13 protein-coding genes are annotated in these 14,991 nt (G+C 71.9%); 6 read left to right on the top strand and 7 right to left on the bottom strand.

Features of this window, described 5'->3' with window-relative positions:
* Positions 1-138: 138 nt before the first annotated feature.
* Together ABD832_RS40675 and ABD832_RS40680 are read left to right on the top strand one after the other, a co-directional pair.
* Positions 139-1,530: an extracellular catalytic domain type 1 short-chain-length polyhydroxyalkanoate depolymerase gene (locus ABD832_RS40675; protein ID WP_344907837.1), complete on the top strand. Its 1,392-nt coding sequence runs from the start codon at positions 139-141 to the stop codon at positions 1,528-1,530.
* A 437-nt stretch (positions 1,531-1,967) separates the two neighbouring features.
* Positions 1,968-3,368, top strand: a complete 1,401-nt coding sequence (locus ABD832_RS40680) for a lectin (protein ID WP_344907840.1) — start codon at positions 1,968-1,970, stop codon at positions 3,366-3,368.
* A 187-nt stretch (positions 3,369-3,555) separates the two neighbouring features.
* Here ABD832_RS40680 and ABD832_RS40685 read toward each other — a convergent pair whose 3' ends face one another.
* The gene (locus ABD832_RS40685) at positions 3,556-4,404 is read right to left on the bottom strand and encodes a fumarylacetoacetate hydrolase family protein (RefSeq protein ID WP_344907843.1); all 849 of its coding nucleotides are present in this window, start codon (positions 4,402-4,404) and stop codon (positions 3,556-3,558) included.
* Positions 4,405-4,536: 132 nt separating this feature from the next.
* Positions 4,537-5,307 (bottom strand): FadR/GntR family transcriptional regulator, encoded by a 771-nt coding sequence (locus ABD832_RS40690; RefSeq protein ID WP_344907846.1) that lies wholly within the window; start codon positions 5,305-5,307, stop codon positions 4,537-4,539.
* A gap of 139 nt (positions 5,308-5,446) precedes the next feature.
* On the opposite strand from ABD832_RS40690, the gene ABD832_RS40695 reads away from it, so the two are divergent.
* From ABD832_RS40695 to ABD832_RS40710, 4 genes are read left to right on the top strand one after another with little or no spacing between them, the layout of a single operon-like run.
* Positions 5,447-6,715: an ABC transporter substrate-binding protein gene (locus ABD832_RS40695; protein WP_344907849.1), complete on the top strand. Its 1,269-nt coding sequence runs from the start codon at positions 5,447-5,449 to the stop codon at positions 6,713-6,715.
* A gap of 4 nt (positions 6,716-6,719) precedes the next feature.
* The gene (locus ABD832_RS40700) at positions 6,720-7,721 is read left to right on the top strand and encodes a carbohydrate ABC transporter permease (protein ID WP_344907852.1); all 1,002 of its coding nucleotides are present in this window, start codon (positions 6,720-6,722) and stop codon (positions 7,719-7,721) included.
* Positions 7,721-8,548 (top strand): carbohydrate ABC transporter permease, encoded by an 828-nt coding sequence (locus ABD832_RS40705; RefSeq protein WP_344907855.1) that lies wholly within the window; start codon positions 7,721-7,723, stop codon positions 8,546-8,548. The genes ABD832_RS40700 and ABD832_RS40705 overlap by 1 nt, the downstream gene beginning before the upstream one ends.
* Positions 8,549-8,573: 25 nt before the next feature.
* The gene (locus tag ABD832_RS40710) at positions 8,574-9,782 is read left to right on the top strand and encodes a mandelate racemase/muconate lactonizing enzyme family protein (protein ID WP_344907858.1); all 1,209 of its coding nucleotides are present in this window, start codon (positions 8,574-8,576) and stop codon (positions 9,780-9,782) included.
* Positions 9,783-9,888: 106 nt separating this feature from the next.
* Here the strand turns inward: ABD832_RS40710 and larE are convergent, their stop codons facing one another.
* Genes larE through ABD832_RS40735 form a run of 5 tightly spaced genes read right to left on the bottom strand, consistent with a single transcriptional unit; the run spans position 9,889 to position 14,771 of the window.
* The gene (larE, locus tag ABD832_RS40715) at positions 9,889-10,716 is read right to left on the bottom strand and encodes an ATP-dependent sacrificial sulfur transferase LarE (RefSeq protein ID WP_344907861.1); all 828 of its coding nucleotides are present in this window, start codon (positions 10,714-10,716) and stop codon (positions 9,889-9,891) included.
* On the bottom strand, positions 10,713-11,882 hold the full coding sequence (gene larC, locus ABD832_RS40720) for a nickel pincer cofactor biosynthesis protein LarC (protein ID WP_344907864.1): 1,170 nt from the start codon (positions 11,880-11,882) through the stop codon (positions 10,713-10,715). The genes larE and larC overlap by 4 nt, the downstream gene beginning before the upstream one ends.
* Complete coding sequence (gene larB / locus ABD832_RS40725) at positions 11,879-12,730, bottom strand: nickel pincer cofactor biosynthesis protein LarB (protein ID WP_344907868.1); 852 nt, start codon at positions 12,728-12,730, stop codon at positions 11,879-11,881. The genes larC and larB overlap by 4 nt, the downstream gene beginning before the upstream one ends.
* Positions 12,727-14,007 (bottom strand): nickel-dependent lactate racemase, encoded by a 1,281-nt coding sequence (gene larA / locus ABD832_RS40730; protein ID WP_344907871.1) that lies wholly within the window; start codon positions 14,005-14,007, stop codon positions 12,727-12,729. Before larA ends, larB begins: the two co-directional genes overlap by 4 nt.
* Positions 14,004-14,771, bottom strand: a complete 768-nt coding sequence (locus tag ABD832_RS40735; RefSeq protein ID WP_344907874.1) for a FadR/GntR family transcriptional regulator — start codon at positions 14,769-14,771, stop codon at positions 14,004-14,006. Before ABD832_RS40735 ends, larA begins: the two co-directional genes overlap by 4 nt.
* Positions 14,772-14,991: the final 220 nt, after the last annotated feature.

Consider the following 14,991-nt stretch of genomic DNA (forward strand, 5'->3'; position numbering starts at 1 on the left):
GGCCTCCGGTGCGACCGCGCACCGGAGGCCTGGCATTGAGCGACGACGGCCCGCTCCCCGGGCCGGATCCGCCTGTCGACGCCGGGGCGTCTCGGAGCACACGCCCGCAGACGCCCCGGACACCGAAAAGGACACGACGTGAAACGAAGGCTCAGGGCCGTCCTGGCGGCCGCCGCCTTACCCCTGGTGATCGCGGGCCTGCTCGTGGCGATCCGGCCCGCCGCGGCCGCGTCGCTGACCCAGGTGACCGGCTTCGGGACCAACCCGACGAACCTGAACATGTACGTCTACGTGCCGGACAGGGTCGCGGCACGGCCGGCGATGCTGGTGATGGTCCACTACTGCACGGGCACGGCCGCCGGGGTCTTCAACAGCGTCGGACGTGACTACGTGACCGCGGCGGACCGGTACGGGTACGTCATCGTGCTCCCCGAGGCCACCCGTGAGGGACGGTGCTTCGACGTCTCCTCCCCCGCCGCCCTCAGGCGCAACGGCGGCGGCGACTCCACCGGGATCATGTCCATGGCCGCGTGGGCCCGGCAGCGCTACAACGTCGACCCCGCCCGCATCGTGGTCAGCGGCTTCTCCTCCGGGGCGATGATGACCAACGTGCTCGCCGCCCAGTACCCGGACGTGTTCGGCGCCGCCGCGGCGTTCTCCGGCGTGCCCGCCGGGTGCTTCGCCACCACCAACGGGTCGCTGTGGAACAGCCAGTGCTCCGGCGGGAACCTGATCAAGTCCGCGCAGCAGTGGGGCGACCAGGCACGGGCGATGTATCCCGGGTACACCGGCCGCTACCCGCGGATGCAGCTGTGGCACGGCACCACCGACACCACGCTCGCCTACCCCAACTTCGGCGAGCAGATCAAGCAGTGGACCAACCTGAACGGGGTGGGCCAGACACCGGTGCTCACCGACACCCCCCGATCGGGTGTGACCCGGACCCGCTACGGCGCCACCACGACCCAGCCTCCCGTCGAGGCGTTCAGCTTCGCGGGCCACGGTCACTCCCTTCCGCTGGACGGCATGTTCCCGCACGCCCTGGCCTTCCTCGGCCTCGACGGCGGCGTGAACCCGTCCCCCACCCCGACTCCGACGCCGACCGTGACCCCGACGCCGACGCCGACTCCGACCCCGACGCCGGGATCGGGCCCGATCCGTGGTGTGGGCTCGAACCGGTGCGCGGACGTCAGCGGCGTCTCACAGGCCAACGGCGCGGCCGTCCAGCTGTGGGACTGCAACGGCCAGAACAACCAGCAGTGGACCACCACCGCAGCGAACGAACTTCGCGTCTACGGCAACAAGTGCCTCGACGTCAGCAACCAGAGCACCACCGACGGCGCCACCGTCCAGATCTGGGACTGCAACGGCCAGAACAACCAGAAGTGGCGCCTCAACACCGACGGCACCATCACCGCCCTCGGCGCCAACAAGTGCCTCGACGTCCCCAACAGCGCCACCGCCAACGGCACCCGCCTCGCCATCTGGTCCTGCAACGGCGGCAACAACCAGCGCTGGACCAGAGGCTGACCCCTCACGGGGCGAAGGGCCGGCCTCCACCGGGCGAACCCGCGCGGGGTGGCCGGGACCCTGTCGCCGTCACCCTCCATCCGCACCAAAATTGATGCTACACATCTGAAGAACTATCGGATCCGCGAGTCGACAGAAGACAAGAGAAGTTCGTCCAGCTGCGGTTACGTCTGAAAGACGTCCCACTTTGACAAAGGCTCCCCTGTGAGGAGTCAGAAATAAGTGGGCTTAAGGTCTTGACGCACCTCGGCGTACGCAACGTAATTGGTAGCTGAGTCTCCGGGATGCCTCCTGGGCGAACCGGCGGCTGGACGGACCTCTCCGGGCGACTCGCGGCCGAGCCGTACCGTCCGAGGCTCTCACCCCCCGATGAAGGAGAACCAAGTGATGTCCCCATCCAGACGTGCCGCCGCCCGGACCACGGAGAGGGTCGCGTGATGTCGAAGCGCAGATCCCTTTTCGGAGCGATCGCGGTCGCGGCGCTCCTCGTCGTGTCCACGGGTCACGCGGCGCTGAGCAACAGCCTCGGCGCGACCGCGTCGTCCGCGTCGTCCGCGTCGTCCGCGTCGTCCGCGTCGTCCGCGGCCGCGGGTGCCCTGGCGCCGACCGCAGGGTGCGGCAAGAACCCGGCACTGACGAGCGGTACGCACACGATCCAGAGCGGCGGCAAGACCCGCTCCTTCATCCTGCGGCTCCCCGACAACTACAACAACAACACGCCCTACCGGGTGTTCTTCGGGTTCCACTGGCGGGGCGGCACCGCCACCGAGATCGACTCGGGCGGCACCAGCGGGTACCCCTGGTCCTTCTACGGCATGCGGCAGATGTCGAACAACAACGGCATCTTCATCGCGCCGCAGGGCCTCGGCGGCGGCTGGGCCAACTCCGGCAATGAGGACGTGAACCTCGTCGACGACCTGAACAGGCTGCTCGACGCCTCCCTGTGCGTCGACACCACGCAGCGCTTCGCCATGGGCTTCAGCTACGGCGGCGGGATGAGCTACTCGCTCGCCTGCAGCAGGGCGACGGTCTTCCGCGCGGTCGCGGTCTACGCCGGCGCGCAGCTCAGCGGGTGCAGCGGCGGCACCCAGCCGATCGCGTACATGGGACTGCACGGCATCGGCGACAACGTCCTCAACATCTCCCAGGGACGGTCGCTGCGCGACAGGTTCGTCAGGAACAACGGCTGCACCGCCCAGAACCCGCCCGAGCCGGGGTCGGGCAGCAGGACGCACGTCACCACCACCTACTCGGGGTGCCGGGCCGGGTACCCGGTCGTGTGGGCCGCCTTCGACAACGGCCACATGCCCGGTCCCGTGGACGGGACCTACGCCGAGAGCGGCATCACGACCTGGACCAAGGGCGAGGTGTGGAGGTTCTTCTCGCAGTTCGGGACCACCCCCGAGCCCACGCCGACGCCGACGCCGACCGTGACCCCGACCCCGGGGCCGGGATCGGGTCCGATCCGTGGCGTGGGCTCGAACCGGTGCGCGGACGTCAGCGGCGTCTCACAGGCCAACGGCGCGGCCGTCCAGCTGTGGGACTGCAACGGCCAGAACAACCAGCAGTGGACCACCACCGCAGCGAACGAACTTCGCGTCTACGGCAACAAGTGCCTCGACGTCAGCAACCAGAGCACCACCGACGGCGCCACCGTCCAGATCTGGGACTGCAACGGCCAGAACAACCAGAAATGGCGCCTCAACACCGACGGCACCATCACCGCCCTCGGCGCCAACAAGTGCCTCGACGTCCCCAACAGCGCCACCGCCAACGGCACCCGCCTCGCCATCTGGTCCTGCAACGGCGGCAACAACCAGCGCTGGACCAGAGGCTGACCCCTCACCGGCACCTATGAGAAGACACCTGCGGGGATCCCCTGCCGGGGACGGCTGCCGTCCCGGCGAGGGATCCCCTCCGGCGGCGGGGCCGTGTCCACCTGCCCCGCCCCGGCAGGCCGGCGCGCCGTCGTGGCCGGACGGGACGCTCCCCGGGTGTGCCACCCGGGGAGCGTCCCGTGCGTTCTCAGGCCTGTCCCATCCGCTGGCTCTGGCGGCCCAGGCCGTCGATCTCGACGTCGACCACGTCACCCGCGCGCAGGTACGCCTCCGGGCCCATGCCGAGGGCCACCCCCGCGGGGGTGCCGGTGTTCACCACGTCGCCCGGCTCCAGGACCATGAACTGGCTGAGGTACCAGATCACATGATGAACACCGAAGATCTGGTTCTTGGTGCTGCCGTTCTGGCGGAGCCGCCCGTTGACCCACAGGCGCAGGCCGAGCGCCTGCGGATCGCCCACCTCGTCCGGGGTGACCAGCCACGGGCCCAGCGGGTTGAACGTCTCACACGACTTGCCCTTGTCCCACTGGCCGCCGCGTTCGTTCTGGAACTCCCGCTCGGAGACGTCGTTGGCGATCGCGTATCCGGCGATCACGCCCGCCGCCTCCTGCGGGGAGGACAGGTAGCGGGCCGTGCCGCCGAGGACGACCGCCAGCTCGACCTCGTAGTCGGTCTTCACGCTGCCGCGCGGCACCAGGACCTCGTCCTCGGGGCCGACGACCGTGTTGGACGCCTTCATGAAGACCACCGGCTCGGCCGGGAGGGCGGCACCGGTCTCCTCCGCGTGGTCGGAGTAGTTCAGCCCGATGCAGACGACCTTCCCCGGCCTGGCCACCGGGGCGCCGATCCGCTCGTACGGCCCGGCCTCGGGCAGGCCGCCCTCGGCGAGGGCGGAACGCACCCGCTCGACGCCTCCCGCGGCGAGGAACGCGCCGTCGATGTCCGCCGTCAGCGCCGACAGGTCCAGCGCCCTGCCGTCGGGTCCCATGACGCAGGGCCGCTCCTGACCTCGCGGTCCCACCCGGAACAGTTTCACGAAACGCCTTCTTTCCCTTGGTTCGCAGGCATGCCCGCCGGGCCGCGCCCGGTGGGTTCATCGGATCGGACGGGAGCCGCCGTGCGCCGCGTCCTGTTCGAGCCGTTCGAGCCGTTCGAGCGGGGTGCGCGTTCAGCGCTCCAGGCGCACGGGCTCGTCCGGCCCGCCGCGGCGGACGATCCAGGCGTCGGTGATGTGCCTGAACATCGCCTCGGCGGCACCGCCGGGGTCGTGGGCGGCGATGCGCTCGTAGATGCGGCGATGGCCGAGGTTGGACGCCACGCACAGGGCCCGCTGGGGCCGGCCCATGTAGCGGGCGGTGTTGACGACCTGGCTCTCCAGGGCCCGCACCACGCCACGGGCGATGCGGTTCCCGGACGCCTGCATGATCGTGTCGTGGAAGGCGAGGTCGTGCTTGGCGTACGTGACATGGTCGTCCACGAGCTCGTCCATCCGGTCCACCAGCGCGCGCAGCCGGTCGATCGTGTCCTGGTCCGCGAGACGGGCGGCGAGGTTCGCCATGTCGGACTCCAGCACGCGCCGGGTGACCACGAGGTCGTCGAGGATCCCCAGGCTGTCGTCCTCGGCGATGGTCGCCGCGAGGACGAGCTCGTCGAGCATGTCCCACATCGTCGGGGGGGTGACCATGGTGCCGCTGCCCTGGCGGATCTGCACCAGCCCCTTCTCCTGAAGGATCTTCACCGCTTCGCGGACGACGGTCCGGCTCACCGCGAAGGCGTCGCAGAGCGCGGGCTCGGCGGGCAGCGGCGTGCCCGGGGGGTGCACCCCCCGCACGATGCGCTCCACCAGCTCCGCCGTCACCGCCCTGGCGAGGTTGGCCGGCCGTCGCACCCACGCCGGAGGGGTGGCGACGCTCGGGGGCGACTCCTGCGATGTCGTCATATCTCCTCCGGTGCCCCGGCCCGCGCCACGTTTCGACGTCAGTATATGGCACACCTATTGACGTTATACGTCATACGAATTACGTTTCGCCTCACGCAGCGGCCGGGCGAGCCGGCCGTCCTCTGGAAAGTGAACAGCGATGAAGCAGCGAACACTGTGGTCGGTCGCCCTGGTCGCCGGGCTGGCCCTGGCCGGTTGCGGGAGCGCCACCAGGCCCGCGGCGGCGCCGAGCGACTCCGCCAAGGTCACGAAACTCGTGGTCTGGGACTGGAAGTCCGGTGACGCGGCCGCGGCCGCGTACGTCCAGAAGGCCAAGGACGACTTCGCCAAGAAGCACCCCGGCGTCACGGTCGAGTTCGTGGCCCAGCCGTTCGACCAGTACTACACCCTGCTGGGCGCGGCCATCCAGGCCGGCACGGGACCGGACGTCATGCTGTTCAACGGAGGCGGCCAGATCCGCGACCGCGTGAACGCGCTCCTGCCGCTCGACCAGTACCTGGCCGAGGACAAGCAGCGCCTGGCGGGCTGGGACGCGTTCAGCAAGGACGGCAAGACCTACGCCGCGCCGGTGACGTTGCAGGGCCACCCGATCTACTACAACAAGACGCTGTACGAGAAGGCGGGACTCGACGGCCCCGCCACGACCTGGGACGAGTTCCTCGGCGACTGTGCCACCATCAAGCAGAAGACCGGGGCCAAGTGCTTCGCGCTCGGCAACAAGGAGGGCGCCGGCATCCAGTTCTTCATGTCGGGCCTCGGCTCGGGCATCCTGACGGCCAAGGAGTACGACGACTGGATCGCCGGCAGGCGCGACTGGTCCTCCCCCGGCGTGAAGAAGATCTTCAAGCTGTGGAAGGACGCCGGCGACGCCAAGCTGAACAACGACGGGGCCAACTCGACCGCGATGTTCAACGACGCCTTCACGATCTTCAACTCCGGCAAGGCCGCCCACATCATCGGCCTGATGTCGGACATCGGGCACTGGAAGGACTTCAGCGAGTTCCTGGGGGCCGACAAGGTCGGCGTCATGCCCTCCCCGGTCGTCACCGACGGGACCACCCCGAACCTCCCCTACGACGGCGGCATCGGCTACGCGGTCGCGAAGTGGGCGAAGGACCCGAAGCTGGCCGCCGACATGGTGCGCTCGCTCACCACGACCGACGCCCTGACCTCCTTCTACTCCGAGGCCGGCGCGATCACGTCCGACACCACGATCGACGTGTCGCAGGGCCCCGTGGCCGTCGGCACGATCGTGTCCCAGATCAAGGAGGGCAAGCCCGCCCTGCACGTGGCGTTGTCCTCCAAGACCCTGGATCTGATGGGAAGGCTCTCCCAGCAGCTCCTGAGCGGATCGGCGACCGTCGACGAGGTGGTGGAGCAGCTGGCCACCTCGGATCGGGCGAGCTGATCGCGTGCCGATCCGAGATTCGTCACCGCTGGTCCGCCCGGGCGGCCCCGGGCGGACCGGCGGAGGAGAGACCGGGCGGCGGGAGCGCCGCGCCGGCACCGGGCCCGCCGGCACCGGGCCCGCTCCCCGGCGGGCCTCCCGCACACTGCGCTCCGAACGCCTGGCGCCCTACGTCCTGGTGGCCCCGGCCCTGCTGATCATCGTCGCGCTGCGGCTGTGGCCGCTGCTGCTGGGCGTCAACTTCTCCTTCACGGGAGACGGCGAGCGCAACGGGACGATGGTCGGCCTCGACAACTACCTGGAGATGTTCCAGGACGCGACGTTCCAGAGCGCGCTGCGCAACGTCGGGCTGCTGGTGCTGCTGCTTCCCGTGGCGGTGGCCATCCCGGGCCTGCTCGCGACGTTCGTCTACCTGCGGGTGCCCGGGCACCGGGTCTTCCGCGGCGTCTACTTCTTCCCGGCCGTGCTCTCACCGGTGATCATCGGTGCGATCTTCAACCTCATGCTCGCCTTCGACGGCCCGTTGAACACCGCCCTCGCGGCGATCGGCGCCGGCCCGGTCGACTGGCTCGGAGACCCCGGCGTCGCCATGTTCGCGGTCGTCGGCGTGCACGTCTGGGCGACCTTCGGGATGTCCCTGGTGGTGTTCCTCGCCGGATTCGCCACCCTGGACCCCGCGCTCCTGGACGCGGCCCGGGTGGACGGCGCTTCGCTCCCCCAGATCATCCGGCACGTGATCATCCCGGGCCTGACCCGCACCATCCAGTTCGTCTTCGTGACCACGATGATCGGGATGCTGACGTCCATGTTCGGCCTGCTGTACGTCATGACCAGCGGCGGGCCCGAGGGGTCCACCTACCTGCCGGAGTACTACGTCTGGATCCAGCAGGGGCAGATGAACCGCCCCGCGCTCGCCTCGGCCGCGTCGACGGTCCTGTTCCTCGTCATGCTCGTGGTGGGACTCATGCAGATCAGCGTGCTCCGCCGTTCCGGAAGGGAGGACTGATGTCCGGCAGCCGCCTGACCAGGTGGGTGGTCGCCGTCCCGATGGCGCTCCTCGCGCTGGCGACGATCTACCCCCTGGTGTTCACCACCAACGTCGCCATGAAGACCCGGCGCGAGTACGTCCTCGACCGGTTCTCCCCGACGACCTCCCTGCAGTGGGACAACATCGTCACCGCGTGGACCAGCGTCGGCATGGCGCGGTACTTCGCCAACTCGCTCGTCGTGGTGACGATCTCGGTGGCCGTCCTGCTGCTGCTGGGGTCGATGGCGGGCTTCGCGCTGAGCCAGCTGCGCTTCCGCGGCTCCAAGGCGCTCTTCCTGGGCTGTCTCGCGGCGCTGTTCATCCCGTTCCAGGTGATCATGGTGCCGCTCGCCCGGGTCATGGCGGACACCGGCCTCATCGACACCTACCCGGGGCTGATCCTGGCCTACGTCGCGCAGTTCCTCCCGTTCACGATCTTCCTGATGACGAGTTACTACAAGACCGTTCCGGGGGAGATCGTCGACGCGGCGAGGATCGACGGGAACACGACGTACGGCGTCTATCGGCGGATCATGCTGCCGATGGGCACTCCGGCCCTGTTGTCGGTCGGCATCCTCGACGCGCTGTTCTGCTGGAACGACGTCCTCATCTCCCTGCTGATGATGCCGTCGGCCGACCACCGCACCCTCATGGTCGGGGTCACCTCGCTGCGCGGGCAGTACTCCGACGACATCCCCACCTTCGCCTCGGGGGTCCTGATCGCCGCCGTACCGGTCCTGATCGTCTATCTCTTTCTCCAACGCCAGATCGCCGACGGTGTCACCGCCGGTTCCACGAAGGGCTGACATGCGAATCTCGGGGTATCGCACGTTGACGACCGTCCAGGAATGGGACCGTCCGGTCGGTGACGCCAACGGCGTCTACGCCGACGGGACCGTTCCGATCTCGATCATCCTGGTGGACACCGACGAGGGGATCACCGGCGCCGGCTTCGGGCCGCACGTGGAGCTCGACTGCCTCTTCGCCGCCATCGAGGGCGAGGACCCGCGCGGCGTCACGGCGCTGTACGACCGCATGCTGCGGCAGACCTTCAAGGCGGGTCACGCGGGCGCGGTGTTCGGGACCATCGGCGCGCTCGACACCGCCCTGTGGGACATCAAGGCGAAGGCGGCCGGCGAACCGCTCTGGCGCCTGCTGGGCGGGCGCGACAGGCGGGTCCCCGCCTACGCCTCGGGCCTGGACATCGGCCTCACCGACGACGAGCTCGTCTCGGCGTACGAGGTCTACGCCCGGCACGGCCTGCGGGCGGCCAAGATCAAGGGTGGCCTCGACATCGAGCGGGACCGGCACCGCCTGACGCTGGTCCAGGAGGTCCTGGCCGAGGCCGGGCACGGGACGCGGCCGGGCCTGATGCTCGACGTGAACGAGGCCTGGTCGCGCAAGCAGGCGATCCGGCACGTCCACGAGCTCGAGCGCACCCTGGACCTCATCTGGATCGAGGAGCCCGTCCGGCGCTGGGACGCCGAGGGGCTGGCCGTCGTCGGCCGCGGGATCCGCGCCTCGGTCGCCACCGGGGAGAACCTCACCGGGCTGGAGCAGTACCGTCCGCTGCTGGCCGCGGGGGCCGTCGACATCGTCCAGACGGCCGCGGTCTGGGGGGTCACCCACTTCCTGCGGGTGTCCGCCCTGGCGCACGCCCACGACCTGCCGGTCAGCCCCATCGGCAACATCCCGGTCGGTCTGCTGCACGCCGCGACGTCGGTGCCCAACCACATGGTCAGCGAGCTGCAGGACCTGCGGCCGCCGGTGGGGGTGTCCGCCGACCTGAGCGTCGAGGACGGCGCGTTCCTCCTCGGGGACTCGCCCGGCCTGGGCCTCACGATCGACGAGGACGCCATCGGGGGGATCACCCGCCGGCCGGGCACCCTGACGGCCGACGGTCCCGGCGTCCGGCCGGAGCACGCCGGACGGAGGTTGCTGGCGGTGACCGACAACGGTGCGGCCGACACCGGTCACGTCGCGCAGCAGCGCCTCCTCACCCCCCTGGTCGTGGACGGCCGGCGCCGGACACCGAGGTGAGTCCCTCCGGTCCGCCGGGCCGTGACCGGCCCCGTACGGCCTCGCGGTCGCCAGGGCCGTGCGCGGCGATCCCGGGGACGGGGCGTGCCCGGCCGGCCAGGGCAGGTCAGGGGCGGAGCGGCTCGATGTTCAGGGCCCCGGAGCGGAAGACCGCCACCTCCACCTCGGCACCGGGAAAACCCGCCTCGCGTACGGCCGGCACCAGGCCCGGCAGGGCGGCGGCCCGGGGCCGCAGGGCGGCGTCCAGCTCCACCCGTACCCGGTCGCCGAGGTCGCGCACCCGCAGGTCGGTGACGGCCAGGCCGGCCCGGGACAGCAGGTGGCGCACCGCCCGCTCGGCCGTCTCGATCCGGTGCAGCCGGGCCGGTGTCACCTCCACGCCGTAGGCGACCCGGCTGGCGAGGCAGGGCGCGGCGGGCTTGTCCCAGGTGACCAGGTCCCACGCCCTGGCGGCCCGCCGTACCTCGGCCTTGGTCATACCGGCGTCGCGCAGCGGGGCGAGCACCCCGCGCTCGTCGGCGGCCCTGATCCCCGGCCGGAACGGGTCGACGGCGTCGTCGGCGTTGGTACCGGTGGCGACGTGCGCGAAGCCGTGCTCCGCCGCCACCCGGCCGATCACGTCGAGCACCTCCGACTTGCAGAAGTAGCAGCGGTCGCGGCCGTTGGCGCGGTAGCCGGGGTTCGCCGTCTCGGCGGTGACCGGCAGCAGGTGCGCGACACCGAGCGAGGCCGCGAACCGCCGGGCCGTGTCGAGTTCCTCGGCCGCCAGGCTGTCGGAGACCGCCGTCACGGCCAGCACCCGCCCCGTCCCGAGCGACCGGACCGCCGCCGCCAGCACCAGCGCGGAGTCGGCCCCGCCGGAGAAGGCGACGGCGAGCGAGCCGAGGTCCGCCAGCCGGCCGAGCAGTACGTCGATCTTCGCGTCGGGGGTCATCCCGGTCCCTCCTGCGCCGGGCGCCGTTCGCGGTCCAGCCGCAGCGCCCGGGCGGCCGTCTCGCGCAGGGACAGGCCCAGGGCGGCCGAGGCTGCGGCCACGTCGTCGTGTTCGGGTTTGGCCGAGTGCGGCCCGTGCTTGACGCGCACGCGGTGGCCCGCCAGGTCCACCTCGGTGGTGTGCCGGGGCAGGGCCGTGCGCTCGACCGCGATCTCGCGCACGCCGAGCGCGCCGGTCTCGGCGAGGACCAGCTCACGCAGGGCCGGTACGGCGAAGGGACGGCACAGCACGTGCAGCACGTGCGCGGGCCGGCCCTTCTTCATGACGGCCGGGGTGGCCCAGGCGTCCAGGGCACCGGCGTCGACGGCCCGTGCGATCGTGTGGCCGAGGACCTCGCCGGTGACGTCGTCCAGGTTGGTCTCCAGGACGACCAAGGGCTCGGTACCGGCGTCGCGGGCGGGCTCGGCGACGGTGACGACGACGACGTTCGGGCGGTCGGCGAGCTCCCGGGTGCCCGCGCCGTAGCCGGTCGCCACCGGGGTCATCACCGGCGGCGGCGTGTACCGCGCCCCCATGGCGCGCAGCAGCGCCGCCCCCGTGGGGGTCACGGTCTCCCCGGGCAGGTCGCTGCCGGTCACCAGGGCCCCCCGCAGCAGGGCGGCGGTCGCGGGGGCCGGTACGGGCAGCACGCCGTGGCGGGTGGTCACCGTACCGGTGCCGAGGGGGATCGGGGCGCAGTGCACGGCCGTGACGCCGAGCAGGTGCAGTGCGGCGGCCACGCCGACGATGTCCACGAGCGCGTCGTGGCCGCCCAGCTCGTGCAGGTGCACCCGTCCGGGGTCGGTGCCGTGGATCCGGCCCTCCGCCTCGGCGATCGCCCGCAGCGCGGCGGTGGCGAGGGCGGCGACCGGTTCCGGCCGGGCGGATCCGGCCATGGAGATCAGCTCGGCCGCCCGGCGCTCGGTGGCCGTGTCGGTGACCGTGACCCGTACGCGGGTCGCCGCCAGCCCGTGGGTGACGACCCGCCCGGCCGTCAGCTCCCAGCCGGTCAGGCCCGTCGACGCCACCGCCGCGCGGACACCGTCCAGCGGCGCCCCGGCGTCGAGGAGCGCCGCCAGCAGCATGTCCCCCGCCAGCCCGGTGAACGGGTCGATCCGGCAGATCACGGCCCTCCCCCCTGCTCCCCCGCCGTGCCCGCCGTGCTCTCCGTGCCCGCCGTGCTCTCCGGGAACGGGGCGGCCGGGGTGGACGGGGGCGGGGAGGACGGGGGCGAAAGGGCGTGGCGGGCGGCGGTACGGGCGAGACGGTGGGCGGCCATGGCGGCGCCGAAGCCGGAGTCGATGTTGACCACGGTGAGGCCCGCGGCGCACGAGGACAGCATCGCCAGCAGGGCGGTGACGCCCTCCAGGGCCGCGCCGTACCCGACGGAGGTGGGCACTGCAATCACCGGCGCAGCCACGAGGCCGCCGACGGCGCTGGCCAGCGCCCCCTCCATGCCCGCCACGACGACCACCGCGTCGGCGGCGCGCAGCCGCCCGGTCTCGGCGAGCAGCCGGTGGATGCCCGCCACGCCCACGTCCCGGATCACGGTGACGTCCAGCCCGAGCGCCCGGGCCACGGCCGCCGCCTCGGCCGCCACCGGGCCGTCGGACGTGCCCGCCGTGACCACCGCGACCGCGAAGGGACCGGTCCGCGCCGGCCGCCACACCAGCAGCCGCGCCACCGGGTCGTGGGACCCGCCCGGCACGGCCCCCAGGACGGTCCCGGCGACCGCGTCCTCGACCCGCGTGGCGAGCACCGGGCCGGTGTTCCGGGCGAGCAGTGCGGAGACGATGGCGGCGATCTCCCCGGCGGTCTTGCCGGGCCCGTAGACGACCTCGGGCGTGCCCTGGCGGGCCTCCCGGTCCACGTCGACCCGGGCGAACCCCAGGTCCACCGCGCCCACCGTGTCCGTCGCGCCCACCGGGTCCACCGGGTCCACCGCGTCCACCGGCCTCACCGCGCGTTCGCTCATGCCCGGCCGCCGGACAGGTAGGGAATGGTCTGCGGGCCCTCCGGCAGCACGCACACGCGGGCGCCCGGCCCGGCGGCGGCCAGCGCCTCGGTCACCGTGGCCGCGATGTCGCCGGTCCGTTCCAGGTGGGCGGCCGCCAGGTCGGCGTCACCGAGATAGGAGGTGTGCATCACCACCCGCGCGCCCGCCTGGATGCGCGCCTGGATCTGCACCTGCCACTGGTCGGGGACGGTCACCGGCCGGGCGGCGATCGCGTCCAGCAGCGCCCGCGGGGAGGGCTCCGAGGCCAGTACCTCGCGGTAGGAGCCGTGGTCGGGGAAGCCGTCGCGGCACTCGGCGGCGCAGACGATGACGCCGCCCGGCCGGACCACCTGGAAGGCCGCCGACATGCCCTTGACCGACTGGTAGAGGTTCTGGTCGAGGGGGTAGCCGGAGTTGGTGGTGACCACCACGTCGAAGGGCGCCTCGACCCGTCGCATGGCGACCCGGCGGGCGGCGGCGGTGGCGGCGGCGTGCATGGGCAGGATGTCGCCTCCGAACGCCGCCGCGATGTCCTTGTCCCGGTTGAGGATCACGTCGAGGGCGAAGGTCACCCCGGTGCCCTCGGCGATGGCCCGCACGTCGTCGTGCACGGGGTTGCCCTCGATCACCCCCCAGGTGGCCCGGGGGTCGCCGATGCGCGCGGCGTCGTGCAGGGTGAGCACGGTCTCCAGCGCGGCCAGGCCGGGGGCGACCAGCTTGGGGCCGCCGGAGAAGCCCGCGAAGAAGTGCGGCTCCACGAAGCCGGTGGTGATCCGCACGTCGGCCTCGACCCAGGCGGTGTTCAGCCACACCGGCACGTCCTTGCCGAAGCGGCCGAGGTAGGTGAGCGATCCCGGGTCGCGGGCGTCGTGGTTGACGATCCGCACGGAGTCCACGACCCTGTCGCCGAACATCGCGCGCAGTTCGGCGTCGGTGTTGCCGCGATGGGTGCCGGTCGCGACGAGGACGGTCACGTCGTCCGGGCCGACGACGCCGTCGAGCTCGTCGAGGATCGCCGGGATCATCAGGTGCCGCGGCTGGGGGCGGGTGATGTCGCAGGCCGAGATGGCGACGGTCTGGCCGGGCCGTACCCTCTCGCGCAGCGGCGGCCCGGACACCGGGTCGCGCAGGGCGGCCCGCAGCGCGCCCATCTGGTCGGGCACGGCCGCGTGGTGGACGGGGGTCACCACCGTGGTGGCCTCGTCGGGCAGGTCGACCGTCAGGCCGCTCTCCCCGTAGGCCAGGCGGATCCTCATCGTGCCTCCTGGTCGGCGGGCTCCGGCCAGAGCCCGTCGGCGATCCCGCCACCGGCCGGGTCGCCGTCGGCCGGGGAGCCCTCCACGTTCTCGAGCACCGAGCGGAGCCACGTCTCGGTCGTGCCGATGTGCACCAGCGCCGCCGCCTGGGCGAGCGTCGCGTCACCGGCGGCCAGGGCGTTGTAGATCGCCTCGTGCTCGGCGATGGTCTTGTGCGAGCTGCCGGCCTCGACCGTGCCGCGCCACACCCGCATCCGCAGGGTACGTCCGGAGATCCCGTCCAGCAGGGTGCAGAGCGTCTCGTTGCCCGTCGCCCGCACCACGGCGCGGTGGAAGGCGGCGTCATGGTGGTTCAGCTTCTCCACGTCGTCGCTGGCCGCGCGCATCGCGGCCAGGTGCTCGCCGACCTCGGCGAGCTGCCCGGCGGAGATCAGGGACGCGGCCAGCGCGGTCGCCGCGGGTTCCAGCATCCGCCGGACCTGGACGATCTCCAGCAGGGTGTCGTCGCGCAGCAGCTCGACGGCCAGCCCCAGCCCCTCCAGCAGCAGCCGCGGTTCCAGGCTGGTCACGTAGGTGCCGTCGCCCCGCCGCACGTCGAGCACCCGGGCCACGACCAGCGCCTTGACCGCCTCGCGCAACGGGTTGCGGGAGACCCCGAGCAGGGCGGCGAGCTGATGCTCGGGGGGAAGGCGCGCCCCGGGGGGAAGATCGCCCGACCGGACGAGCGCCCGGATGCGGGAGATCGCCTCGTCGGTCAGGGACATGGGCACGACCTCCGGTCGCCGGGACGCTCGATCGGTACTCGGGTCACCGCGGGAACATAACAGACATCCCATGTTCGCGCGAGAGGTCGGCCCGCCGCAAGGCATACATGGGACGCGTCCGCGCGGTACGGCCTGAAATATTCAGATATTTCATCATATTTACGGTATTTCGCTGGAGGGTCTGGACACGCCGCGCGCGGAGGATTACAAAGACATCCCA

Source organism: Streptosporangium longisporum (assembly GCF_039534895.1).
Lineage (GTDB): Bacteria > Actinomycetota > Actinomycetes > Streptosporangiales > Streptosporangiaceae > Streptosporangium > Streptosporangium longisporum.